Origin of the sequence: Gemmatimonas sp. (genome assembly GCF_046594945.1) — a bacterium.
Taxonomy (GTDB): Bacteria; Gemmatimonadota; Gemmatimonadetes; order Gemmatimonadales; family Gemmatimonadaceae; genus Gemmatimonas.
The window spans coordinates 13,035-34,898 of record NZ_JBKJRB010000120.1; the positions used below are offsets into that span (position 1 = coordinate 13,035).

General features: G+C 65.2%; 21 protein-coding genes and 1 pseudogene. 8 read left to right on the top strand and 14 right to left on the bottom strand.

Going from position 1 to position 21,864, the window contains the following annotated elements:
- Window positions 1–31 precede the first annotated feature (31 nt).
- The 3 genes and pseudogenes from ACLL97_RS14525 to ACLL97_RS14535 form a co-directional block, all read left to right on the top strand.
- A complete protein-coding gene (locus ACLL97_RS14525; RefSeq protein ID WP_411281192.1) occupies window positions 32–820 on the top strand; it encodes an ATP-binding cassette domain-containing protein in 789 nt (262 codons plus the stop codon).
- Complete coding sequence (locus ACLL97_RS14530) at window positions 820–2,463, top strand: glycine betaine ABC transporter substrate-binding protein (RefSeq protein ID WP_411281193.1); 1,644 nt, start codon at window positions 820–822, stop codon at window positions 2,461–2,463. The genes ACLL97_RS14525 and ACLL97_RS14530 overlap by 1 nt, the downstream gene beginning before the upstream one ends.
- 506 nt (window positions 2,464–2,969) lie before the next feature.
- Window positions 2,970–3,137, top strand: a pseudogene (locus tag ACLL97_RS14535) (prolyl oligopeptidase family serine peptidase); the annotation flags it as partial.
- 278 nt (window positions 3,138–3,415) lie between these two features.
- On the opposite strand, the gene ACLL97_RS14540 reads toward ACLL97_RS14535, so the two are convergent.
- Window positions 3,416–4,711 carry a DUF1501 domain-containing protein gene (locus ACLL97_RS14540; protein WP_411281194.1) on the bottom strand — a complete coding sequence of 432 codons (1,296 nt, stop codon included), beginning with the start codon at window positions 4,709–4,711 and terminating at the stop codon, window positions 3,416–3,418.
- 13 nt (window positions 4,712–4,724) lie between these two features.
- Window positions 4,725–6,680 carry a DUF1800 domain-containing protein gene (locus ACLL97_RS14545; RefSeq protein WP_411281195.1) on the bottom strand — a complete coding sequence of 652 codons (1,956 nt, stop codon included), beginning with the start codon at window positions 6,678–6,680 and terminating at the stop codon, window positions 4,725–4,727.
- Between the two features lie 84 nt (window positions 6,681–6,764).
- Here ACLL97_RS14545 and ACLL97_RS14550 point away from each other — a divergent pair, with 84 nt between their 5' ends.
- From ACLL97_RS14550 to ACLL97_RS14560, 3 genes are all read left to right on the top strand, one after another.
- Entirely contained in the window at window positions 6,765–7,244 is a 480-nt protein-coding gene (locus ACLL97_RS14550; RefSeq protein ID WP_411281196.1) for a hypothetical protein, read from the top strand.
- Between the two features lie 124 nt (window positions 7,245–7,368).
- The gene (locus ACLL97_RS14555) at window positions 7,369–7,926 is read left to right on the top strand and encodes a hypothetical protein (protein WP_411281197.1); all 558 of its coding nucleotides are present in this window, start codon (window positions 7,369–7,371) and stop codon (window positions 7,924–7,926) included.
- 246 nt (window positions 7,927–8,172) lie between these two features.
- Window positions 8,173–10,296 carry an elongation factor G gene (locus tag ACLL97_RS14560; protein WP_411281198.1) on the top strand — a complete coding sequence of 708 codons (2,124 nt, stop codon included), beginning with the start codon at window positions 8,173–8,175 and terminating at the stop codon, window positions 10,294–10,296.
- An 8-nt stretch (window positions 10,297–10,304) separates the two neighbouring features.
- Here the strand turns inward: ACLL97_RS14560 and ACLL97_RS14565 are convergent, their stop codons facing one another.
- From ACLL97_RS14565 to thyX, 5 genes are all read right to left on the bottom strand, one after another.
- Complete coding sequence (locus ACLL97_RS14565; RefSeq protein ID WP_411281199.1) at window positions 10,305–11,426, bottom strand: hypothetical protein; 1,122 nt, start codon at window positions 11,424–11,426, stop codon at window positions 10,305–10,307.
- On the bottom strand, window positions 11,423–12,337 hold the full coding sequence (locus ACLL97_RS14570; RefSeq protein WP_411281200.1) for a type II secretion system protein J: 915 nt from the start codon (window positions 12,335–12,337) through the stop codon (window positions 11,423–11,425). The genes ACLL97_RS14565 and ACLL97_RS14570 overlap by 4 nt, the downstream gene beginning before the upstream one ends.
- Complete coding sequence (locus ACLL97_RS14575; RefSeq protein WP_411281201.1) at window positions 12,334–12,741, bottom strand: hypothetical protein; 408 nt, start codon at window positions 12,739–12,741, stop codon at window positions 12,334–12,336. The genes ACLL97_RS14570 and ACLL97_RS14575 overlap by 4 nt, the downstream gene beginning before the upstream one ends.
- Window positions 12,738–13,232: a Tfp pilus assembly protein FimT/FimU gene (locus ACLL97_RS14580; RefSeq protein ID WP_411281202.1), complete on the bottom strand. Its 495-nt coding sequence runs from the start codon at window positions 13,230–13,232 to the stop codon at window positions 12,738–12,740. The genes ACLL97_RS14575 and ACLL97_RS14580 overlap by 4 nt, the downstream gene beginning before the upstream one ends.
- 92 nt (window positions 13,233–13,324) lie before the next feature.
- On the bottom strand, window positions 13,325–14,092 hold the full coding sequence (gene thyX, locus ACLL97_RS14585) for an FAD-dependent thymidylate synthase (protein ID WP_411281203.1): 768 nt from the start codon (window positions 14,090–14,092) through the stop codon (window positions 13,325–13,327).
- A gap of 112 nt (window positions 14,093–14,204) precedes the next feature.
- Between thyX and ACLL97_RS14590 the strand changes: the two genes are divergently transcribed.
- Window positions 14,205–14,693, top strand: coding sequence for a MarR family winged helix-turn-helix transcriptional regulator (locus ACLL97_RS14590; protein WP_411281204.1), 489 nt, complete (start codon window positions 14,205–14,207; stop codon window positions 14,691–14,693).
- 237 nt (window positions 14,694–14,930) lie between these two features.
- Here the strand turns inward: ACLL97_RS14590 and ACLL97_RS14595 are convergent, their stop codons facing one another.
- Window positions 14,931–16,568: an FAD-binding oxidoreductase gene (locus ACLL97_RS14595; RefSeq protein WP_411281205.1), complete on the bottom strand. Its 1,638-nt coding sequence runs from the start codon at window positions 16,566–16,568 to the stop codon at window positions 14,931–14,933.
- 106 nt (window positions 16,569–16,674) lie between these two features.
- On the opposite strand from ACLL97_RS14595, the gene ACLL97_RS14600 reads away from it, so the two are divergent.
- Entirely contained in the window at window positions 16,675–17,742 is a 1,068-nt protein-coding gene (locus tag ACLL97_RS14600) for a phytoene/squalene synthase family protein (protein ID WP_411281206.1), read from the top strand.
- On the opposite strand, the gene ACLL97_RS14605 is transcribed toward ACLL97_RS14600, so the two are convergent.
- From ACLL97_RS14605 to ACLL97_RS14630, 6 genes are read right to left on the bottom strand one after another with little or no spacing between them, the layout of a single operon-like run.
- Window positions 17,729–18,544: a hypothetical protein gene (locus tag ACLL97_RS14605; RefSeq protein WP_411281207.1), complete on the bottom strand. Its 816-nt coding sequence runs from the start codon at window positions 18,542–18,544 to the stop codon at window positions 17,729–17,731. The genes ACLL97_RS14600 and ACLL97_RS14605 overlap by 14 nt on opposite strands.
- A 33-nt stretch (window positions 18,545–18,577) precedes the next feature.
- Complete coding sequence (locus tag ACLL97_RS14610; RefSeq protein WP_411281208.1) at window positions 18,578–19,750, bottom strand: hypothetical protein; 1,173 nt, start codon at window positions 19,748–19,750, stop codon at window positions 18,578–18,580.
- Between the two features lie 51 nt (window positions 19,751–19,801).
- The gene (locus tag ACLL97_RS14615) at window positions 19,802–20,419 is read right to left on the bottom strand and encodes a zinc ribbon domain-containing protein (RefSeq protein ID WP_411281209.1); all 618 of its coding nucleotides are present in this window, start codon (window positions 20,417–20,419) and stop codon (window positions 19,802–19,804) included.
- 5 nt (window positions 20,420–20,424) lie between these two features.
- Window positions 20,425–20,607 carry a hypothetical protein gene (locus tag ACLL97_RS14620; RefSeq protein ID WP_411281210.1) on the bottom strand — a complete coding sequence of 61 codons (183 nt, stop codon included), beginning with the start codon at window positions 20,605–20,607 and terminating at the stop codon, window positions 20,425–20,427.
- Window positions 20,608–20,647: 40 nt separating this feature from the next.
- Window positions 20,648–21,286, bottom strand: a complete 639-nt coding sequence (locus ACLL97_RS14625; protein WP_411281211.1) for a ribonuclease H — start codon at window positions 21,284–21,286, stop codon at window positions 20,648–20,650.
- A complete protein-coding gene (locus ACLL97_RS14630) occupies window positions 21,283–21,498 on the bottom strand; it encodes a hypothetical protein (RefSeq protein ID WP_411281212.1) in 216 nt (71 codons plus the stop codon). The genes ACLL97_RS14625 and ACLL97_RS14630 overlap by 4 nt, the downstream gene beginning before the upstream one ends.
- Between the last annotated feature and the right edge of the window lie 366 nt (window positions 21,499–21,864).

Here is a 21,864-nt window from a genome sequence, read left to right on the forward strand (position 1 = left end):
TTTAGTGGATTCCGCGGGTATAGGTTCCCGCGTGACTCACACAGCGTCAACCATACCGTCGGTCCTCCCCTACGCGCTCTCGGCGGAAGCGGTCGGGCATGCATATGGCACCCAAGTCACGTTGCATGACGTGACGCTCCAGGTGCCCGAGGGACAGGTGGTGGCGCTCGTGGGGGAAAGCGGTTCGGGAAAAACCACGCTGCTCCGCTGCTTCAACGCGCTGCTGCGCCCCTCGAGCGGCAGGGTGCGCGTGCACGGCGCAGACGTGAGTTCGATGCGTCCTGAGCTGTTGCGCCGGGAGATCGGTTTTGTGCCGCAGGCCGGCGGATTGCTACCGCACTGGACGGTGCTGCGCAATGCGGCGCTCGTGCCGCAACTTACCGGGCATGCCAAGCCCGAGGCCGCTGCAACGGCTGCGCTCGAGGCCGTGGGATTGCCGGCGGGGCAGTTCGGGAAGCGCTTCCCTCACGAACTATCGGGTGGACAGCGACAAAGGGTCGCGCTCGCCCGCGCGTTGGCGGCGAAACAATCGATCGTGTTACTTGACGAACCGTTCGGGGCGCTCGATGCCATCTCACGGGCCGAGATGCACGCGGTGTTCGCCGACGTGCGCGCCGAGCTCGGGTTCACCGCCATTCTGGTCACGCATGACCTCGGTGAGGCGGCGCGATTGGCCGATCTGATCGCCGTGATGCGCGCGGGGCGCATTGAGCAAATTGGGCCGCTCGCATCGCTGCGCACGTCGCCGGCCACGCCGTATGTCTCGATGCTACTGGCACAGGCCGACGCGGCTCAGGGCGCGTTGGCGGGACACGTTTGATGCGCGTGCCGCTGCGCCGCCTGCACGGCATCGTCGGCGCGCTACTCGGCCTCTTCTTGAGCCGCCCGCTGCCGGCGCAGCCCGCCGGCAACGCCACCGCGGGAAGCACGCGAGACCCGATCGTGGTGGCGTCCAAGCCTTTTGGCGAGTCGTTCCTGCTGGCCGAAATCTGTGCGCAATTGCTGGAGGCATCGGGCATTGCCGTGGCGCGTCGTCCGGGACTGGGCGCCACTGAAGTGGCGTTCGCGGCCCTGCGCACGAACGCCATCGACGTGTATCCGGAGTACACCGGCACCGGCTTGTTGGCGGTGCTTCGCGATTCCGTCACGGCCACCATGCGCGCCGATCCGCGGCGACTCTTCGCCCGAGTCGCGACGGCGTTCGATGTGCAATACGGGGTGCGGTGGTTGGCGCCACTGGGGTTCGAGAACGGCTATGCCATTGCCGTGCGGCGCGGTCTCGCCGACTCGCTCCGCCTACGCACGCTGTCCGATCTTGCTCGCGAAGGACGTGCGTTGGTGGGTGGCTTCACGAACGACTTCATCGGCCGCGCCGACGGGTTTCCCGGATTGGCCGCGGCGTATGGACTGGCGCTGCGCGATGTGCGTCCGTTGGCGCCGGCCGTGAAGTACGAAGCGCTGGCCGCCGGTGCCGTGGATGTGATCGACGGCTACTCCACCGACGGGCTGTTGGAGCGCTACAACCTGGTCACGCTCGTTGATGACCGCGCGTTCTTTCCGCCCTACGAAGCGGCCATTCTGCTGTCACCGCGCGTAACGGCATCACGCCCAGACGTACAGGCCGTGCTTGCCCGTCTCAGTGGTCGCTTCACCGAAGCCGATGTGCGGCGCTGGAATCGGCGCCTGGAAGTCGAGCGGGAACCGGTGGCGAACGTGGCCCGCGATGCCTTGCGTTCGTTGGCGCTGGTGGCGGGCGGCCCGCCAGCAGAGTCTGACTCGAGCGCGTCGCTGGCGCGCACCACGTCCACCAGCTTCCTCGCGTATAGCTGGGCGCGGCGTGACGAAACCATCCGGTTAGTGGGTGAGCATTTGCTGTTGGTGGGGCTGGCGCTTGGTGCCGCCATCGTGATGGCGGTGCCGTTGGGCGTGCTCCTCACACGTACGCCACGTGTTGCCGGTGGCGTCATGCAAGTGTTGGGCATCCTGCAGACGATCCCGTCGCTGGCATTGCTGGCGTTCATGATTCCCTGGCTCGGCATCGGTGTGGTGCCGGCGCTGGTGGCGTTATGGCTGTACGCCCTGTTGCCGATTGTGCGTGCCACCTACAGCGGCGTGGCGGCCGCCGACCCCGATGCAGTCGCCGCCAGCGAAGCGCTGGGGACCACCGCATGGCAGCGATTGTGGTGGGTGCAGGTGCCACTGGCCACACCCGCGGTACTTGCCGGTGTGCGCACGGCGGCGGTGATCACGGTGGGTGCGGCGACCCTGGCCGCGTTTATCGGTGCGGGCGGGCTCGGCGAGCCGATTGTCACGGGGTTGGGACTCGCCGACACGCGCCTCGTGCTGTCGGGTGCGTTGCCGGCGGCGGCACTGGCGGTCGTGGTAGACCTCACCCTTGCCGTGGTGGAGCGCCTCGTGGCACCGGCCCATCGGCGTGCGCGCCGTCCTCGCGAGCACACCTGAGGCTCAAGGCCGGGCGGTGGTACATCACATTGATGCCGGGGAGCGGAGACGTGGTTCTTGACGCTGTCGTGATTTCCCTCGTTCTTGGTTCAGCGGGCACTGCGTTTGGGTAGTGAGCCATCGCGCTTTCCGCGGAACCGCACAGATAAGCAAACCGCGGCCGTCAACTTCGAGTTTTCGCGCCGTTGCGTAGCCTTGCCACGTCGCCATCGCAGATGCCGTGAATGTCTTGGAGGTGCCCGCTAGATGGCGCCGGTTCCTGGTGGCCGAGTGGACATATGAGTCCAAGTGGACCGCGCGGGGCGGCGCGACTCCCTGTCGATCGCGATACTCAAGGCGTTGCAAACACACGGCAAACTGGCCCGAAGCGATAAAACGCTTGCGCGCATCCCAATGGTGACCTCGGCGGCATCTACGCTCAGCCCAGTCTTGGTGGAGGTGGAGCATTCGGTCGTGCGTGGATCGAAGCCGGCATGCTTGAACGCGAGTAAGCGACGTTCGACGATTTCATCGCCGCTGCCGAGTATCTGATGCGTGAGAAATACACGGCGCCAGGAAAGCTTGGCATTCGTGGTTCCTCGAACGGGGGCCTGCTGATCACCGCCAGCCTGACGCGACGCCCCGATCTGCCTGCCACTGTCATTGCCGAAGTGCCAACCACCGATAATCGGCGGAAGAAACCTGGGCGGCATCGTGCCCGAGACGGAAGGTCGCCGGATTCCACGCAGTTTCACTTCCGACCGGCGCTCTCACCGTTGCCTCGTCTGAAGAAGACAACGTGCTATCCCGCGAGGTTGCTTCGCCGGTGCTGTTGCTGGCCTATCCGACGGGCGGACACATCGATGATCGCGGCCCGACGGCGTGGTTCGAGGCTACGGCCGACGCCCTCGCCTTCGTCGCGACGGCGATCGGTATTTACGTGCCTCAAGCAAAACCGGAGACGGTCGATCGTTCACAACACCCCAAGCCACTCCTTCTCGAAGCCGTTGTACCCCGGAAAAATCTTCGGCAGCTGCGCGGCCCCGAGGTGCTTCGACGCGATCTCGCTGAACACCGCACGGAAGTCGGTGGTGAGCGCCAGATCGCGTCCCTCGTAGAGTTGCTCCGGCGCCAACCCAGGCCAGCGCCCGTGCACTCTCTGGGCTGTACGCAGCGCCCCGCCGATGACGAACATCGCGCCCGCATGTCCGTGATCGGTGCCGCCGGTCCCGTTCTGGCGCACCGTGCGGCCGAACTCCGAGCAGGTGAGAATCACCACGTCGTCCATGCGGTCGCCCAAGTCCGCTACCAACGCGGCGATGCTTTGCGAGAAGTCGCCAAGACGCGTTGCTAGCTGCCCACGTGCGCCGCCCTGATTCACGTGCGTGTCCCAGCCTCCTACGTCGGCGAACGCCACTTCGAGCCCCACGCCCGATCTGATCAGCTGGGCGATTTGCAACAGCCGTTGCCCGAACTGTGATCGTGGATATTCCACCCCAGCGGCGGGCCGATACTGCTGCGGGTTGGCGGCGCGCAGCACTTTCAGCGCCTCGAACATGTCGCTGCCACTGCCGTGCACCAGATCCGACGAACCCGTACGATACAACGCCTCGATGCGACGCTGCGCCTCACTACCGTTCGTACGAATCGAGAATTCGTCGATGGAATTCATCGCGACCACCGCACTCGCCCCCTCCAGAATGCGCGGCGTCTGCGCCGTCATCGCGACGGCCCGGAAGGGCACGGGCGTACACGCCTTCGCCTCACACGTGCCTTCCACCGCGAGGTAGCGATTGAGCCAGCCGTCGGTCGTGCCTTTGCGGTCGGGTGTTCCGGTTTCCATGTAGTCCTGCGCATCGAAGTGCGATCGCGTCGCACTGGGACTACCCACCGCATGGATCGGCGCGAGCATACCGCGATCCCACAGCGGCTTCAACGACGACAAAGACGGATGCAGTCCGTAAAACCCATCGAGGTCGATCGCCCCCGCGGCATTTGCCGATGCGCCCACGCGGGCCGGCGTCGCGATCGCGAGCTGCGGTCGCGCCGCGTAGTAGTTCGCGTCACCGAACGGCACGAGCACATTCAAGGCATCGGCTGCACCTCGCTGAAAGAGCACGATCAGCGTTTTGCCACGCACTGCGCGCGGCAACTCCATCGCCAGCGCGGTGCGACGCAGGAAACTGGGCGAGAGGCCTAGCGTTACCAGCGACAGCGCGCCGCCCTTGAGAAACACTCGGCGATTCACGGGATTCTGGAAGGCGGACATGACGCGACCTCGCTCAGCGACGTTGAAATTCAGGAGCCCCGAGCGCGAGGCCAACGATCTGCGCGAATCCGGTGAGTGGCGGCAGCGATCCGATGGTCTGCGTGAGCGAGGCGCCGCGCGTCGGCGTTACCGATTCGCGACCCGCCGCTTGCTGTTGTTGCGCCACCGGTTGCCGCGAAGCGCGACGCTCGCTTGCTGCCTGTCGGCGGTCCTCACCGACCATGCCCCCCGTCATCGTGGCATCGTCGTCGGCGGTGAGCAGCGAATCGTTCGCGCTGCTGTGCTGCTGCAGAAACGGATTGGTGCCCGTGAGCAGTACCTGCCGCGTGTCCGAACTCACGGCACCACCGAACAGCTCCTTGATCACGCCGTCTACTTGGCTTTCGCGCGAGGTGTTCGCCAGCTGCGCCGTGAGCGGCCACGCCGGCAGGCGAATACCCGGTACGCGACCTGATGCCGCCGCCAGTCCGAAGTTGATGCGATTGAGAATCGCGCCCGTGTTCATCCACGCGTCGCCTGTTTCAGGATATCCGTTGGGCGCCTGATGGCCAAAGATCGGCTGGCCCAATCGGCTCACCATCTGTGACGTGCGCGGAGTGGCATCGGGCTGCGCGTGCATAACCCGCATCGTGCTGGTCACCAGCTCGAACGGCGACTTCACCTTGGCGCGATAGCTCGTCGACGCGAAGAACTCGGGACTGGTCACGATCGTGCGCACGACCGCGCGAATGTCACCATTGGTGCGACGAAACGTGGCGGTGGCGCGTTCCACCAACGCCGCCGGCGGCGTATCGCTCACAAATCGACGCGCCAGCTTCGTGGCAATGAATTTCGCGGTGCTCGGGTGCGACGCCAACACGTCGAGCACGGCTTCGCCCTCCTCGACACCCTTGTTGGCCGCGAACGACTTGCCGAGAATGGTTTTCGCACTCGCGTCGTGCACCTCGCCGCGGAAGACGAAGCCGCCACCCTGCGCACCACGCGCGATCGTCCAACCGGTCAACGCACGCGCCACCTCAATGACGTCGTGCTGCGTGTAGCCACCGTCCACGCCCAGCGTGTGCAGCTCCATCAGCTCACGCGCATAGTTCTCGTTCACACCACGCCGACGCGGCGCTAGTTGCTGAAGCGGTGGATTCTGCGCGATACGCTGCTGCACGGCCGCGGCGCGGCGAGCCGCCTGACGCGCGTTTGCCGGGCGTTGTGTGGTTCGCAGCGTGGGACGGCCGCTGTCGGCCACGCTCTGCCAGTTGTCCAGGTAGTACAGCATCGCCGGGCTTTTGGCCACGGCGCCCAGGAGCTCGCGGAAGGTGCCGAGCGCATGGGGGCGAATCGTCTGCGTGTCATACTCTGGGAGGAAGTACCGCGTGCGATCCTTGCCGGCGAACACGTTGAAGTGATTCTCCCAGAAATCGACCATGACTTCGTTGAGCTGACGCTCGCTCATCACCGCCCGCGCCACCCGGCTCGAGGCGAGCTCGCCCAGAAAAGCGTACGACTGGCGACCCTGCTCTCGCAGCCTGGCAGAATCGGTGGCCGATATGGTGCCGCCGCGACGCTGCAGCTGCGCCAGCACGGCGGCCGGTGGTGGACTGTCCGCCAGCAGCTCGTCGCCGCTTTTCCCAAGCGTCGCGAAGCGAGCCACGAATTGCTCGGTGGCCGCGTCTGGAATACGCTCGGGATACAGCTGGCGGTCAATCCAAGCGTCTACCCCCAGCGTCCGCACCGCGTCTACGTCGCCCGGTCGGGCGCCGAAGGCCAGGCGATTGAGGACATGGTGCACCTGTTGATCGACCGTCTGCTCGCGCGATGCGCTTTGCGCGGTTGGCGACGCTGACCCGCCAGGCACGACGAACGCGGGCGCAGCCGCGGTGGCGCAGCCCAGTGTCGCCAGGCTTAGTGTCGCCAGACCCAGTGTCGCCAGGTCCAAGGCCAGCACGGTGGGAAAAGACCGGCGGAAAATCGGCACGCGTGAACCCTCGAAGGAAGTCTTCCGTTATGACGGAAGGTTCGCGGCTTCGTTAACCGCGTCGTCCTTTATCTTTCTTCGCATATGGCTCACGGCACCGCGCACGGCCGCTTCACGCAACTCATCGACGCCGCGCTCGCTGCCGGCACGCTCACCGCGATTGCGACCGGTGGAGCTCTGCTCGGCCTTGGCTGGCGCGAGGGCGAGGCGGGACGCGTCTTCCGGCTCGCCGGTCGAGGCCTCCTTGAGCGCTTCGGCGTAGCCTCGTCGGCCGCGCCACTGACGTCGGTCGCCCTCGGCTATCTGCATCACCTCGTCATCGCGACGAGCTGGGGCGTGATCCTTGCACTGGTGGTTCTCCCATGGCGTGGCGTGACCCGCGTCACCGTCGCCGTGCTCGCCGCAGCGGGGTATGGAATGCTCGCGCTGTGGGTGCTCCCGTCAACATTACGTATCGGTTACGCGGTGACGGGAACGATGTCCGGAGTGGTTGCCATTGGAGCTGCAGTGGCGGTCGCGTTGCTGGGCAGCGTCTGGGTCGCGATCGGCGAACGACACGACTGACGCGCGGTTGCTGTTGCAGTTGCTGTTGCTCATCACAGGGTGGTCCGTCATTCACGTGGACGGCGCGCGTGCCGGACGGATCCCCTTGTCAGGTCGAACCTTTTTTCACACAGGAGGCAGCAAGATGGACGTCCTCGTACGACTCGAGGCGCGTCCGAGCGATTCGCCGGTAGTTGCGCACGTGAATTCGATTCCCGTGCTTCCCTTCGGTACTCGCTCGCGGCGTGAAGTAGTCACGCTGTACGGCGTGGCCGACGCGCAGTCTCTGGCCTTGGCCCTCGCGGCCACCGTCGAGAGTGAACGACTGGAAGCACACACCGGAGTCGTGCGCCATCTGGGCGTATGGCCGGACCGCGGGGCGGTCGGTGATTCGGCCTGGCGAGATGGAACGACGGGTCGGTTGGTCACGCAGGACCTTGATATACCGCTGCTGACACTCGAGGCGCGTGCGTCCGAGCTGCTCGGCTTGTGTGGTTCGACGTTGCGTCGCGTCGCGGCTGGCTTGGCCATGCCGGACTGGCCCGAAGGCACCGAGCGGGCACTGAGCTTTTCGTTCGTGTCCACCAATGCGGTGGCGTCCGGCGGAGCCGGGCACTCACTGGAAGACGATGCCGGAGTCGAAAGCTGGCTGGATTCCATCCGGCAGGCTGATGCCTTCACTTTCGAAATCGAGGGAGACTGAGTTCACACTTTCTTCGTCTGCGCAGGACCACGGGCCGCGACCACCTCAAAGTGATCGCGGCCCGTTCGTATTTCCGGAGGGAATTCGTCCCAGGCGTACGTCGTCGAATAGATGAGACAGGAATTTCCCCGACGTGGCTGTCCAGTTGAGCTCACTTGCCCCCCTCCCTCCCTCGCCGCACGCTATGGGTGGCGGTCGACCAGCCCTCGTGCCGCCCAACGACCCTCGATTCGCGAGGGCCGCAGCATGTACGGAATCGCGCGGGAGGGGACGATGCGGGAGTACGATAGCGCCGGCATCAGGAACATCGCCGTGGTCGGCCACGGCGGCAGCGGAAAAACGAGCCTGGTGGATGCCCTCTGCTTTTCGGCAGGATCGAGCAAGCGCCATGGCACCGTGCGTGACGGCACCGCACTGACCGATCATCTGCCCGAGGAAATCGAACGGAGATACTCCATCTCACTCGGTTGTGCCTACGCCGAATGGATGGAAGCCAAGATCAATTTCATCGACACCCCGGGCTCCCTCGACTTTCAGGGTGACGCCCTTGCCGGACTCGCCGCCGCCGACGGCGCGCTCTGCGTCATCGGCGGCGCGACTGGTGTCGAAGTGGGCACGGAGCGCGTCTTTCGCGCCGCGGTGGCCAAGCAGGATCCGGTGTTGTTCGTGGTGTCCATGATGGACAAGGAGCACGCCGACTTCGACCGCGTCTACGCGCAGATCAAGGAGCGTTTGACCGCGAAGGTCGTACCGGTGGAGATCCCGATCGGTGCCGGTGCCAACTTCCGCGGTGTGATCAACCTGTTCACACAGCGCGCCTACATGTACACCAGCGGGGCGAAAGGCGAGTTCGTGGAAGCGGATGTCCCGGCCGGGTGCGAAGAGCGCTTCGCGCGCTACCGTCAGGAACTCATCGAAGCCATCAGCGCCACGAACGACGCGTTGCTCGAACGGTATCTCGATGGTGGTGAGATCGATCGCGACACGGCGTTGCACGGCATGAAGGACGCCATGGCGCGCCTCGACCTGTTCCCACTCTTCTGCGCGTCGGCCGACAGCATGATCGGCGTGCGCGCCCTGCTCACGGAACTCGTGCAGCTCATGCCGAACGCGTACGAGATGGAAGAGATCCACGCGCTCACCGGCGCTGAAGGGCACCAGACGATCCCGCTGCACGCCAACGACGACGGCCCTTTTGCCGCCCTGGTGTTCAAGACGCTGGCCGAGCCGCATGTGGGCGACGTGAGCTACTTCCGGGTGCTGTCTGGTCGTATCGCCAGCGGACAGGACGTGTTCAACGCCACGCGCGACAGCGCCGAGAAGCTGGGACATCTCTCCATTCCCTGCGGACGCGAACGCGTGGAAGTCGGCATGCTGCACGCGGGCGACATCGGGTGCGTGGCCAAGCTGCGCAACTCGCACACGAACGACACGCTCTCCACCCGCGAGCATCCGATCCGCTTGGCGGCGATCGAATTCCCCGAACCGGTCGTTCAGTTCGCGGTACGCGCTGCCGTGCGGGGAGAGGAGGAGAAGCTGCAACTGGGCCTGCACCGACTCCACGACGAGGACCCCACGTTCAGCGTGCACTATAATCCCGAAACGCACGAGACGATCGTGGGCGGCCTGGGCGAACGACATCTCGATGTGTCGATGGCGGTGCTTCGCCGCAAATTCGGCGTGCAGGCCGAACTCGCGAAGCCACGCATCGCGTTTCGCGAAACGCTCACGGCAAAGGCCGAGGGGCAGGGGCGCCACAAGAAGCAGACGGGTGGCCGTGGACAGTTCGGCGATTGCTCGGTGCGCCTCAGCCCGATGCCGCGCGGCGAAGGCTATTTGTTCACCGACGCGATCGTGGGCGGCGCGATACCGTCCAAATACATCCCGGCCGTTGATCGCGGCGTGCAGGAAGCGGCCGCCCGTGGGGTGCTGGCGGGATTCCCACTGGTCGATTTTCGCGCCGAGCTGTACGACGGCTCCACGCACTCGGTGGACTCGAACGAAATGGCGTTCAAGATGGCGGGCATTACCGCCTTCAAGGCGGTGGCCCCGAAGTGCCGTCCCGTGCTCCTCGAGCCGCTCGATCTCCTCGAGATCACCGTGCCCGACCGCTTCCTCGGCGATGTCCTCGGCGATCTCTCCGGCCGTCGTGGCCACATTCTCGGAACCGACACCGACGGTGATCGCACCGTGGCGCGAGCCGTGGTCCCCCAGTCGGAGCTCCACCTCTATGCCACCCAGCTCTTCTCACTGACCCACGGCCACGGACAGTTCGTGCGGCGTTTCAACGGCTACGAGCAGGTGCCGAGCGAGGCGACACAGAAGATCATCGCGGAATATGTCAGGGAGCGAGAGTCGGTCGACTCGTGACGGCTCGTTCAGAACATCTGTGCCCACCCGCGCGACCGCGTGCGCGCGGGTCTGGACAGTGCCGCCAATGATTTTGCCACCGCGCAGTGGGAGAAGGCGATCCGCGCGTTGCCGTTGCCGAGCGTGTTGTTGTCGATCGAGTTGCGAATCATCACGCTGCCGTAGATATCGGCGGTGCCGTTCGGGCGGAAGTCATTCATGACGACGATCAAGCCGACAAATTTGAAGTTGCCGTTTGTGCGCAGACTCCCGTTGACGAGCAGGATCCCCTGGCCGCGACCGCCGTTCAGCGACAGGTCGCCATTCGAGTAGATGATCGGGAAATAGCTGGCGCAGCCTTCGACCGTTCCGATTCCACGATTTGGCTCACCCCAGTTGGAGGCCGAAAACGTACACGTGGAAGCCGAACCGGTCGGCACCGGGCTTGCGCCCGTCGTGATCACGTTGGCCTTTGCCGCCAGCGACGCAAACGTCTCCGTCCCGAACACGGTGAATGTGCTCGCATCGCCGGCGCGTGGATCCTGGTAGGTGCCTCCCACGGCCTGCGTAACTGGCTTCTGCACCGTGGCGGTTTTCGCCGGATTGTACGCGATCGCGAACGTGTCGCGCGAGCTGTAGCCCGCGCAGTCGGCCCAGCCAGGCGGTGGCGTGTTTTTTCCGGTAATGTCGATCGATCCCTTCACGTCGATATTGCCCATCGACATGATCGCCGCACCAGGCGTAATGTTTGCACTGTTGAGTCGAATCAGCTGATTCACCGCGCGCTGCGCCTCGAGCGCGCCGTTCCCAGCGCTGGCACGTCCGATGGACACGAGCGAGAAGGTCGATGCATTCAGGCGCATGATGCTGACCCGCGCGGTGTCGCCCCTGGCAACGCCCACCACGTAGGACGAATCGACCGCCCCGACCGCCATCTGCGTCTTCGCGGTCGTCCACGCATCGAACTGCGCGTTGGCGCCATACTCCGCCACCGCCAGCGCACGCTGCTCCATCAGCACGCCGCGGCTCGACTTGAACTCCTGCAAGGCCGTCATGAACGCGCCGGTCGAAAGCACGGCGATCACGACCACGGCGATCATCACGATAATGAGTGCCGTCCCGCGACGATCGCGCACGAGTACTGTTCTCATCGCCGGTTCCGCAAGGCAACGCGGACGGCAATGGTGTCTTCAATCGCCGTGATCGAACTGCCCGCCACTCGGGAGCTACTGCGTCCACGACCGCGTAACACGACGTCCAGCCGCGCGGCTTTTGGCGCGTTGGCCAGCGTCGTGATGCTCACACCCAACGTGTCGTAGAGGGCGACGGAAAGTCCGCCGGTGCCGCTGGCAGATGCCGGCTGGTATGGACCGCTCACCGGGATGGCGGCCGTCCACGCTCCGCCCACGAACTCGCTTCGGCCAAGATACCAGCGACCGGAGGCGACCTGAGTGAGCGCGTAGCGTGTGGGGCGTACGAGTCGCAAGGCCGAACCCGCGAGCACCGAATCGGGAAGCGTTGGTGTGACGGTGAGTCGAAGTCCAGTCTTCAAAAGATCGGCGATCGGGTGCACGTACACGGTCCCGACGCAGGGTGCCGCGAGCACACTGACGTTCGTGACGGTATGCGTGCTCCAGAAATCCCCCTTCTGCCCAGAGGAATCCGGACGCAGCAGCATGACGGCGTCGCCCACGTTTGGTAACGAGGCCCAAGAGGTCAGCGCCATGCGCGCCGCGCCGACCGGCGGCAGATCGACCGTGGTCGCGGTGCGTGCGCAGACGACAGACGAGCCCAGTGACGCGCGGAATGAAATGGACATGTTGTCGAATGCGGTGATGTCGCCACCGACGCTCGACACGCCGCGCAGTTCGGTGGGCAGCAATGACATCGCCGAGCGAAGCTCGCGCCGCACGACCGTTTGCTCGGTCATGCGCTGGAACGCGCGTTGCTGATCCATCATAATCCGCGCGACCAACGTTCCGAGTACTCCCAGGATCACCATCGAGATCAGGAGTTCGACCAAGGTCCCGCCGCGTCGTCGCGAGCGAGTATGTGGCATCATGCGCAGGGTACGAGAGTCGAGTATCGGAAGGTCTGCGATCGCCGGGGCAGCGTCAGCGTGAGTGAGATCTGTCGAGCGTAAGTCGTCCGGGTCACGGTCCAGCTTTCGCGGATGCCACGTGTCACGCCCGTTCCGCTCGCGAGCGAACCCGCCCCAAGCGCGTTGCAGGAGATACTCGCCAGTGAGTCGAGGCGCGCCTGCGCGACGCCGGCCGCAATGAGCTGGTTCCGGCTCCCGCCCATCTGCTCGGCAATCTCGGCGGACGTATTCAGGAGCCCACCGATGGCGACCACCAACATGACACTCGCGATCAGCAACTCGATCAGCGTCGCGCCACGACGGGTGCGTGCACGGGTGCGCGAACGGGTGCGCGAACGGGTGCAACGGGAGGTCCGCCCGATCATAACTCGCACCCCTTCAGCATGACGAGTCCGACGCCATTGACGCAGACCGTGTCGGCGTATGCCCCGACGCTCAGCCGGTAACGCGTGATAGCGACCGATGATGGCGTGACGAGACCACGCGCGTCGTAGCGAATCGAGAGGGGCGCGGACGACAATGCTGCGAGGGTCGCGCCAAATTGCTGGTCGAATCGCACGGGGCCCATGATGGTGACGGGCTGTCCTTGCAATCCACTCAAGACCATCACACTCGCGGAGGTCCCCGAAAGTGTGAGTGTCGCGACTTTCCCTTTTTGGACCGCGGCGGCGCGAGCTGAGGCGAAGAGCGCCGAGACGCCTTGTCGTGCCGCGCGGAGGGAACTCCGCGACTTCATCTCGGAGATCCGCGGTAGTGCCATCGCCATCATCAACCCAAGGATGACGACGACGATCAGGACCTCGATGAGCGAGAAGCCGGGGCGTCGGAATGGCAGAATAGGGACGAGACGATCCATGCTTACGAGGTATCGTCTCCGGCCGCGGATACTTTAACGGACGAGGTACGTCGTCCCCAGCGCTACGATTCCGTGACAGCGCGGCCGGCGCGCTACACTTTGTGGTAGCTGATGCGCGCCGCGTCTCGGCGATCGGCTCCTTCGTAGATGTCAAAGTCGCTGAAGAAGGCCGGTGCTTCATGCTGCAGAATTCGCAGCGCCATCACCGCCAGACGACGAATCTCCAGCTCCGCCCCTTCGCTTGAACGGAGCTCGAGCATCGTACGCCAGGCACGCGCGTTCGCCGTGACCACGATCTTCGTTTCCGTGCTGTTCGGCAGCACTCCGCGCGCGGCTTCACGCGCCATCTTGCGGCGGTGCACCTTGTCGTCCACCCATGCGTACCGAGTCATCAGCGACTCCACCAGCGAGATGTAGCTCTCCACTGCACTCGTAACCTGCGCGCGCCAAGCCTGTTCGAGCGGTTCGTCCCCGATCATCGCCGGCGGCATCACGAACTGTGCATCGCTCTCGTCGACGTAGCGCTGCGAGAGCTGCGAGTAGGCAAAGCCGGCGCGATGGCGCACCAGTTCATGCGTGAGCGACCGGCTCACCCCCTCGAACAGGATCGAGTAGCTCGCATGTTCCAGCACGCTGCCATGCCCCTGCTTCTTGATGTTCTCGAGATAGTCGCGCGTGCTTCGGCCAGCCGGATTCCGCTGACTCATGTAGCAAAGGCGGCCGGCAAACTCGGCGAGCCGCTCGCCGTCGGTGGACTCGCCGATCCACTGCACCGGCAGATGGCTGGCCTCGACGAACTGGGGACGAGCGAGCACGGTGATCTTGGGCTCGCGGAGAATCGCGGCATCAGAGAGCGGCATGGCAGAGAAATCGGGTGAATGAGGCGCTAGCGGCGATGCGGTAATGGCGTAATATCGCCAATATCGTCGGCGGCGACATTACCGCCCGGCACGATCCTCTCAGCCGTTCCTCATGTTCGCCTGCCCGCCCGTCCGCACGCTTCAGGAAGAGATCCAGCAATCCCGGCCCTTCCGCTCGCAAGCGCAGGAGGCAACGATCGCCCTGATGCGGACGGCGTCAGCCGTGAACCGGCGGTTCGCACGGGTCGTGGAACCGCATGGTCTCAGCCTCGCCCAGTACAATGTGCTGCGCATTTTACGCGGCGCCGGGAGTGAGGGGCTGCCCACGCTAGCCATCCGGGATCGCATGATCGATGAGGGGTCAACCGTGACCCGCCTCCTCGATAAACTGGAGCAGGCGTCGCTGGTGTCCCGGGATCGATCCCGCCCCGACCGCCGGCAGGTGCTCTGCACGATTACGCCAGCGGGCGAGGCGCTGTTAGCCACGCTCGACCCGCAGATCGATGCGACCGATCTGACGACAATGGCAATGCTAACCGCGGAACAGCGTGCGTTACTGCTGTCAATTCTCGCTGCGATTCGCGCTGGATTAACCGACTGATATCTTCGCGATAGCGCCATTCTCGTGCCATAGTAGTGCCATCCTAGCGCCATTTTGCAGTTAAACACACTGTTCGTGATGCGACGACAACCGCTCCGCCGCGGATCACCACGGACCACGCGCGTACGGTCAGCCCTCCGTTCGCGCCAACGCTCCTGCCAGTCGACGGTCACGCGAACGACGAGCCCGCACACGCGATCGCCGCATCAGGCACGGCGATGCCGGCCGGTAGCGGAATTACTCGAGCACGCTGTCCAGTCGAAATCGATTCCAATCCCGCGTGCGTTCAATGTCATCGAGCACCGCCCGTGCCGCCGTCGGCAGCGGTGCGGCGTCAGGATCATGGCGGAGATCGGCAAACGGACGGTCGCCGTCGCGCGCGATCTTGCAGCCGGGATTGAGCACGCCCGACGGATCAGCGGCGTCTTTCACATGCGCGAACGCCGCGCGCGCCTCGAGCCCCCACACGCGGTCCATCAGCGGGGCCCGCAGACGGCCGTCGCCATGCTCGCCGGACAAGGTGCCGCCCAGGACCGCCGTCAGCTCGCACACGCGGTCAAGGATGCCGTAGACGCGATCCCGCCATCCACTGCGCGTCACGTCCACCAGGGGATTCACATGTGCGTGCGCGTCGCCGGCGTGTCCAAAGATGACGCCGGGCATGTCGAAATGTTCGAGCGCACGACGGACGCCCCGCACGTAGTCGGGAAAGCGGTCGGGTGGCACGCAGCCGTCTTCGATGAACTGCATCGAACGGAGCCGCGGAGCGAGGCGCGAAAGAATCGGACTCGCCGCGTGACGTAGCGCCCACAATCGATGCTCGTCGTCGGCGTCGACGGCGGTATGCACCTCGCTCGCGCCATGCCGCGTGGCGCGAGCCGCCAGTTGTGTCAGCGCATGGAAGGCCTCCGGGGCCGACTCCCCTTCAACCTCCATGAGCAGCACCGCATCGGCGTGCGGTGGAATGCCCGTAGGGCCATCGGTGGCCGCGACGTCGAGGAATGTGCGATCCAACAGTTCGCATGCCGTCGCGCCATCGATGCGCGCCTCCACGGCACAGGCGGTCGCCTCCTCCAGTGAATCGAAAATCGCCAGAATCGTGGCCGTCGCACCCGCGACGGGAATCAGCGAGAGCTCCACTTCGGTAAAGATGGCGAGCGTGCCCTCGCTGCCGACCAGCAGGTCCACCAGATGCCCGTCGGCGCGTAGCGCGTCGACGATCGCGTAGCCCGAGGATTCCTTGCGTACACCCGCGTGCGTAAGCGCGTACGCCGGGATCTCGGTACCGAGCTGGCCGCTGATCTGCGACATCGCGTCGGCTAATCGTCGCACCGCCGGCACGCCGACCGGCCACGGCGCATGGCGTCGGACCCACACGTCGGTGCCGTCGTCGAACACACAGCGCACGCCGTGCACCCACGGGCGCGTGGCGCCGAACGTGAGGCTGCGCGCACCTGCCGCGTTGGCGCCGACCATGCCGCCAATGGTGCAGAACAAGCCACTGGACGGATCCACCGGAAAGCGCAGCCCTTCGCGCCGTGCCGCGCTATCGACTTCGCCCCGCGTGACACCGGCGCCGACCCGGATACGGCGCCCCTCCACCTGGACCGGGTTCAGGTGACGTAGGCGGCTCAGGTCGACGATCACACCGGGACCCACGGCGCCCGCCGCCATGCCGCTGCCCGAGCCGCGTGGTATCAGGGCCACCCCCTCGCGCTTGCTCCAGCGCATCAGCGCGGGCAGATCGTCGGCGTCGGCCGGCACGGCCACCCCCGCCGGTACACACCGCGCGATCCCAGCGCCCTCGGCATACAGCGCCCGGGCGAGCAGGTCGGTGCGGAACACACCGCGGAAATCGGGAGGTGGCTCGATCACTCTTGGAACCTCGTGCCCCCCAGGTGGCCGCGGCAAGGCCTCCGCGTCACGCCTCCGAGTCCAGACTTGCTCACGCCATTCCCTCGCCCCTCGTATCTTGCACGATATGACCCTGCCCACTGCCGTCACCGCCGCCCTCGCCCAGCGCGATGCCGCCCGCTTCTGCGAGGCGATCCTGCCGGCGGTGTCGCGCACCTTCGCGCTCGGCATCAAAGTATTGCCGGGCGCTCTCGGTCAGGCCGTGCTCGACGCCTATCTGTTGTGCCGCATCGCCGATACCGTGGAAGACGCACCCGCGGTCAATCCGCAGGTCAAGGCTGCACTGTTCGATGATTTCCTCGCGGCCTTTAGTGATCACGCTGCGCTCGACCGCTTTCGGCACGGCGTGAAGCCGCTGGTCGGCGACGAAGCGCATCTGTCGCTCACGCTCAATGCCGACCTCGTGTTCGCGCACTTCTCGGTGCTGCCGCCGAAAACGCGCGCCGTGGTGCAGAAGTGGGTGACCGAGATGGCGCTCGGAATGCGGAAGTTCGTGCTGCTCTATCCCGACGGCATTCGCATTCAAACGGTCGACGAATACAAAGAGTACTGCTACTACGTGGCGGGAACGGTGGGCTACATGCTGACCGATCTGTGGCACGAGCATTCGTCGAGCATCGGCACCAAGCGGTATGCGATTCTGCGCGAGCGGTGTCGCGCGTTCGCGGAGGCGTTGCAGACGGTGAACATCTTGAAGGACGTGGCGGCCGATGCGGAGAAGGAAAACTCGGTGTACGTGCCCGAGGAGTTACTGCGCGCGCACGGGAGTTCGCAAAGTAGTATTCTTGCGCCTGAACTGATCGCGAAGAACCGCGAAGCGCTGACGCAACTGATTCAGCTGGCGTGGCACGATCTCGAGGAAGCGCGCATGTACCTGCTGCTCATTCCACGGCGCGCCATCTCGATCCGCCTGTTTTGCATGTTGCCGCTGTTGCTGGCCTACGCCACGCTGCGCGATCTGGTGCAGAGCACCGCGATGCTCAAGCCCGGCGGCTCGGTGAAGATCTCGCGTCGCGAGGTGAAGTCGCTGCTGATGACCGGTTCCATGCTCGTGATGAGCAACATGGGCGTACGCTGGCTCGTAGAGCGCGTGCGGCGCCGCGCGTTCGTGCTGGAGTTGGTTACCGCGCCGTAATCTGCCCCACGACTTTCTGCAGCAAATTTTGTGGCTCACGAAGGCGGTCCTGCTCCAGTTCGTCGAGCAGCTGCTCCAGTCGCAGATGCATGCGGTCCACCGAGTTTCGATAGGCCCGACGCAGCGCGCGCCAGCCGAGGAAGCCGGCACCGCCCGCGAACGCCGTGACGCCCGCGAGAATGCCGGTGCCAACGCCGGTGCCAACGAGAAACACCACCGGTACCGCGACCACGGCGTAGAGCAGCACGAGCACGCCGATCAGCGCCACGACCTGATTCCGCTGCATTCGACGCATGCCGGCGATGTCGGCGTCGAGTCGGATCACGCTGCGTGCCCCGTCGATCGCCGTTACGCTCGCGGTCACCTGATCGACGCGCACCAGATCGAAGCGCCGGCCGCCCACGCCGAATGAGCGAAGAAAGTTGCCGAACGGATCGTGGCGAGGCTCCCAGCTCTGCCGGTCTCCGATGCGACGACGTGTCGAGAGGGACTCCATGCGCGGCATCCACGAATCAAGACGACGCAAAATATCGTCGGGCGTACCAGGGACCGTGCGCTGGGCGCCCACCGCGGCCGGCCCCAGACTGTCGAGCATCGGGCCCGATTCTGTCTCCGACATCGGCAGACGCGACCGTTCCTCGGCGATCGCCTGACGCACATGCGCCAGATCGAGCCCGACTTCTTTCGCGATCTCGAGCAGACGCTCCTCCGACACACTCTCCACGCCGTCGGCGGTCGTCGTCTGGAGTTCGCTGGCGCGGGCGAGCACGCGCTCGAGCGCGGTGCGCGGTATGTCAGCCATGGATTCGGTGAGCCTGAGGAACACGCGTCAGCATCAGATACCACTCAAGATAATGTCGATCTGCCGCTGAATCGCCTCGCGTATGGCGGGCGGTAGGGCGAAACCGGTGTCGAAGAGCGCGTTGTACGCCGTAGTGCGCGAGCTGCGGATGTTGGCTTGCTCGACGTAAAATCGCACGTACCCGTCGCGCAACTCCGGGGCGATAATCGCCAGCAGCATCGCACCGGCCTGAACCTGACCTATCGATACGTAGCGGTCGGCGACACCAGCACGCTGTTCGGCTGGCGTCGTGTTGTCGCTTACCACCGATCCGACCAATGTGCCGGTAACTTCGTGCGCCAGCACGTAGAGCACGTGCACCGCATCTTGGCTGCGCGCCGGAAAGGGCACGGCCACCATCGTCTGTCGGTTCGGGCCGGCCGCCGTGCGCCCTTCTCCGCCAATGGGCAGCGACAACAGGAGATCGCCCTGCCGCTGCGACGTATTGTTCAGGAATCGTTCAAACTTGACGCGATACACTTGCTGCCAGAGGCTGTCTACCGACGTAATCACCGGCGCCCGCGTGCGAATCACGCGCGAGTGCTCGGCGTTGAAGAATCGCTCCTGCTCGTCGATTACGCCCGCCAGGAACAGTCGCAGCCACTCGCGGTCGGCCGCGCCTGGAAACATCGACGCGAGCATCGCCACGCGTGCCTGCGTCTCGCGATCAGGAGCGCGCCGCGGGTCACCCTCGAATTGCAGGAAACGCTCGATCGCGTACTTCATGGCGTCCCAGTTCGAGAATTCGAACGGGAGAAACTGCGCCGACAAATACCCGCCGGCCAAGGGCAATCGCCTCGCGAGCGTGGCGCGATTGGCGTCGAGACTGGTGAGCACATTGCGTTGGTTCTTCACGACGACCAACGAATCACGGTACCCGTTGCGATAGAGCCGTACGCGAGTGGTGTCCTCGCTGATCAGGGCAAAGGCATGCAGCCAGAGATCGATGTGCTCGACCGTCCGCACGGGCCAGCGCAGCGCGGGCTGCGCAAGGGGCGTCGTGGGAGCGCCGCCCGGCGCCGCTGCCGTCGTAGGGCTCACGGGCGCGCCAACGGGTATCGCCGCCGCGCACCCCGATGCCAACACCGCGCTGAGGCCAAGGCCAAGCGCCGAGGCGCGACGCCACAGGTGTCGAACCAATGAACGGACAGGAAAAACGTGAGGCATACACGAGTATACACCGCACGTCATCGACCGGATTCAGCGAGCGCAGCGGAACTAGCCGGCGCGGCGGATCGGCGTCGCGATCTCGGGCAGGTCGGCGCTACGACCGCAGGTCACGCAGAAGCGCCAGTTCACGTCGAGCTCGGTGCTGCAGGCGGGGCACTGCCGCTTGGTCATGTCCATGCCGCAGTGCGGGCAGAAGGTCATGCGCCGGTTCTCCGGTAGCCGATTTCCGCAGAAGCGACAGCCGCACGGCTTAATGTCCGGCTTGGCTTCAGCCGTACGATCGCTACCGACCGTCGCCGTCGGTGTTGTCAGGCGCTCCGTTCCCACGGTGTTCGCTGGTGGGGTCAGCCTCAGCGACGTCGTGGCCCACGCCCGTACCAGTGACATCGACGGCGACGGCGACGCCAACGCCTGCGTGCACGCCGCTTGCAGCTCCGACTCCGTCTGCAGATAACCGCGCTCTCCAGCGATCAATCGGAGAACCGCACGCTCAAACGCGTCGGCACCCCCGTCGGCCATTTCCCGACGCGCCTCACGGAAGGGCAGCAGCCGTTCCTCGAGATCGGTGAGCGTGAAGCCCTGCGTCAGGAGATGCGGGTACTGCGTGCGAACCGTGCGCGACAGGCGGAAGGCGAGACGATCGAGATCGTCCAACGAGCGCGACACGGCACTCACTTCCCGTCTGCAGCCTGGTAACGCTTATCCACGTCGTTTCCCATGCGCTCACGGGTCTCGCCGCCGATGCGATCGACTACTCGCTCGGCGACGTTCTTTTCGTGCTCTTGCGCGTCCTTCCAGCCATAGCCATACCCGATTGCTACGCCGATCGCGAGGATGAGTAGATACTTGAACATGAGCGTCCGGAGTTGGACCGGCACTCGTGCGCCGGAGTCCCTACGTCATCCGACGCGCAGTCTTGGCCCCGGGTAACGCTGGAGCGGGGGCAAACACATCAGCGGTTGGAAATGGTGACAGTGGCGCCCGCTTCGTGTTAGCCCGCACCGGCTGCGCGGCCCACCACTCTTCGAACGACGACACCACGAGGCCGTCGGAGCGATCCTGTACGGCGGCCGCCCGAGTCGCGAGGTGGTTGGCGTACTCGTTCTGCGGATGGCCAGCGTGCCCCTTTACCCAGGCCCATTGGGTCTCGTGCATCGCGACCGCATCCACCGCCGCCTGCCACAGCTCCACGTTCTCAACCGGACCCTGCGCGCGTTTCCAGCCTCGCGCCATCCAACCCCGCACCCACGACGTCATCCCATCCACGATGTAGCGCGAATCGGTCGTGAAGAGCACCGACAGCGGATTCCCCTTCCGCGACATGGCTTCGTAGCTATCCATGACCGAGCGCAGCGCCATCCGGTTGTTCGTGGTATCGGGTTCGGAGGCCCACAGGTCGAAGCGCTGCACCGTGCCATCCGCCTTCCGGAACTCGATCAGCGCACCGAGTCCACCGGGCGTGTCACCACTCTTGCCGTTGCCGAGACACGATTCATCGGCAAAGACCGCCACCAGTGGATACGTCGCGCTCACTTCACGATCTCCATGCCTTCCAGTTCGTCCACATAGATTTCGAGCAGGCTGCCGGTACTCGGATGACGGGCCACGATGAGTTCACGCCCGTGGTGCAGGCGGAGCCGCTCCGGGATCACGAGGAACTCGCTCCCACGGCGATACAGTTGGAGCCGAGTGCCATCGGTAATGGCGCGCTCGAGTTTGTCGTATTGGAGGACGGAGAGCTGCATAAGGGGGTTCACGCAAGGTAAGGGAGCTTGGGAGTGAAGTGGGCTTTGAGCTCTGAGCTCTGAGCTCTGAGCTGTCGGCTTGGCTGTCGGCTGTCGGCTGTCGGCTCCCGAGGCTTGGGGCTGTGGGGCTATGTGCTCTCGGCCATGAGCCATGGGCCCTGGGCCGTGGGTTCAATGGAGAGTCATCTGGGTTGACCCATGGCCCACGGCTCACGGCCCATGGCCGAGAGCACATAGCTAACAGCCCCAAGCCTCGGGAGCTCAGAGCCCAGAGCCCAGAGCCCCAGAGCCCCAGAGCCCCAGAGCCCCAGAGCCCCAGAGCCCCAGAGCCCCAGAGCCCCAGAGCCCCAGAGCCCCAGAGCCCCA

Bases quoted from the DNA above. Each gene is read 5' to 3' on its own strand.
- ACLL97_RS14530 (WP_411281193.1), top strand. From the start codon at position 820: ATGCGCGTGCCGCTGCGCCGCCTGCACGGCATCGTCGGCGCGCTACTC.
- ACLL97_RS14540 (WP_411281194.1), bottom strand. From the start codon at position 4,711: ATGTCCGCCTTCCAGAATCCCGTGAATCGCCGAGTGTTTCTCAAGGGC.
- ACLL97_RS14550 (WP_411281196.1), top strand. From the start codon at position 6,765: ATGGCTCACGGCACCGCGCACGGCCGCTTCACGCAACTCATCGACGCC.
- ACLL97_RS14555 (WP_411281197.1), top strand. From the start codon at position 7,369: ATGGACGTCCTCGTACGACTCGAGGCGCGTCCGAGCGATTCGCCGGTA.
- ACLL97_RS14560 (WP_411281198.1), top strand. From the start codon at position 8,173: ATGTACGGAATCGCGCGGGAGGGGACGATGCGGGAGTACGATAGCGCC.
- ACLL97_RS14565 (WP_411281199.1), bottom strand. From the start codon at position 11,426: ATGAGAACAGTACTCGTGCGCGATCGTCGCGGGACGGCACTCATTATC.
- ACLL97_RS14570 (WP_411281200.1), bottom strand. From the start codon at position 12,337: ATGATGCCACATACTCGCTCGCGACGACGCGGCGGGACCTTGGTCGAA.
- ACLL97_RS14575 (WP_411281201.1), bottom strand. From the start codon at position 12,741: ATGATCGGGCGGACCTCCCGTTGCACCCGTTCGCGCACCCGTTCGCGC.
- ACLL97_RS14580 (WP_411281202.1), bottom strand. From the start codon at position 13,232: ATGGATCGTCTCGTCCCTATTCTGCCATTCCGACGCCCCGGCTTCTCG.
- thyX (WP_411281203.1), bottom strand. From the start codon at position 14,092: ATGCCGCTCTCTGATGCCGCGATTCTCCGCGAGCCCAAGATCACCGTG.
- ACLL97_RS14590 (WP_411281204.1), top strand. From the start codon at position 14,205: ATGTTCGCCTGCCCGCCCGTCCGCACGCTTCAGGAAGAGATCCAGCAA.
- ACLL97_RS14600 (WP_411281206.1), top strand. From the start codon at position 16,675: ATGACCCTGCCCACTGCCGTCACCGCCGCCCTCGCCCAGCGCGATGCC.
- ACLL97_RS14605 (WP_411281207.1), bottom strand. From the start codon at position 18,544: ATGGCTGACATACCGCGCACCGCGCTCGAGCGCGTGCTCGCCCGCGCC.
- ACLL97_RS14610 (WP_411281208.1), bottom strand. From the start codon at position 19,750: ATGCCTCACGTTTTTCCTGTCCGTTCATTGGTTCGACACCTGTGGCGT.
- ACLL97_RS14620 (WP_411281210.1), bottom strand. From the start codon at position 20,607: ATGTTCAAGTATCTACTCATCCTCGCGATCGGCGTAGCAATCGGGTAT.
- ACLL97_RS14630 (WP_411281212.1), bottom strand. From the start codon at position 21,498: ATGCAGCTCTCCGTCCTCCAATACGACAAACTCGAGCGCGCCATTACC.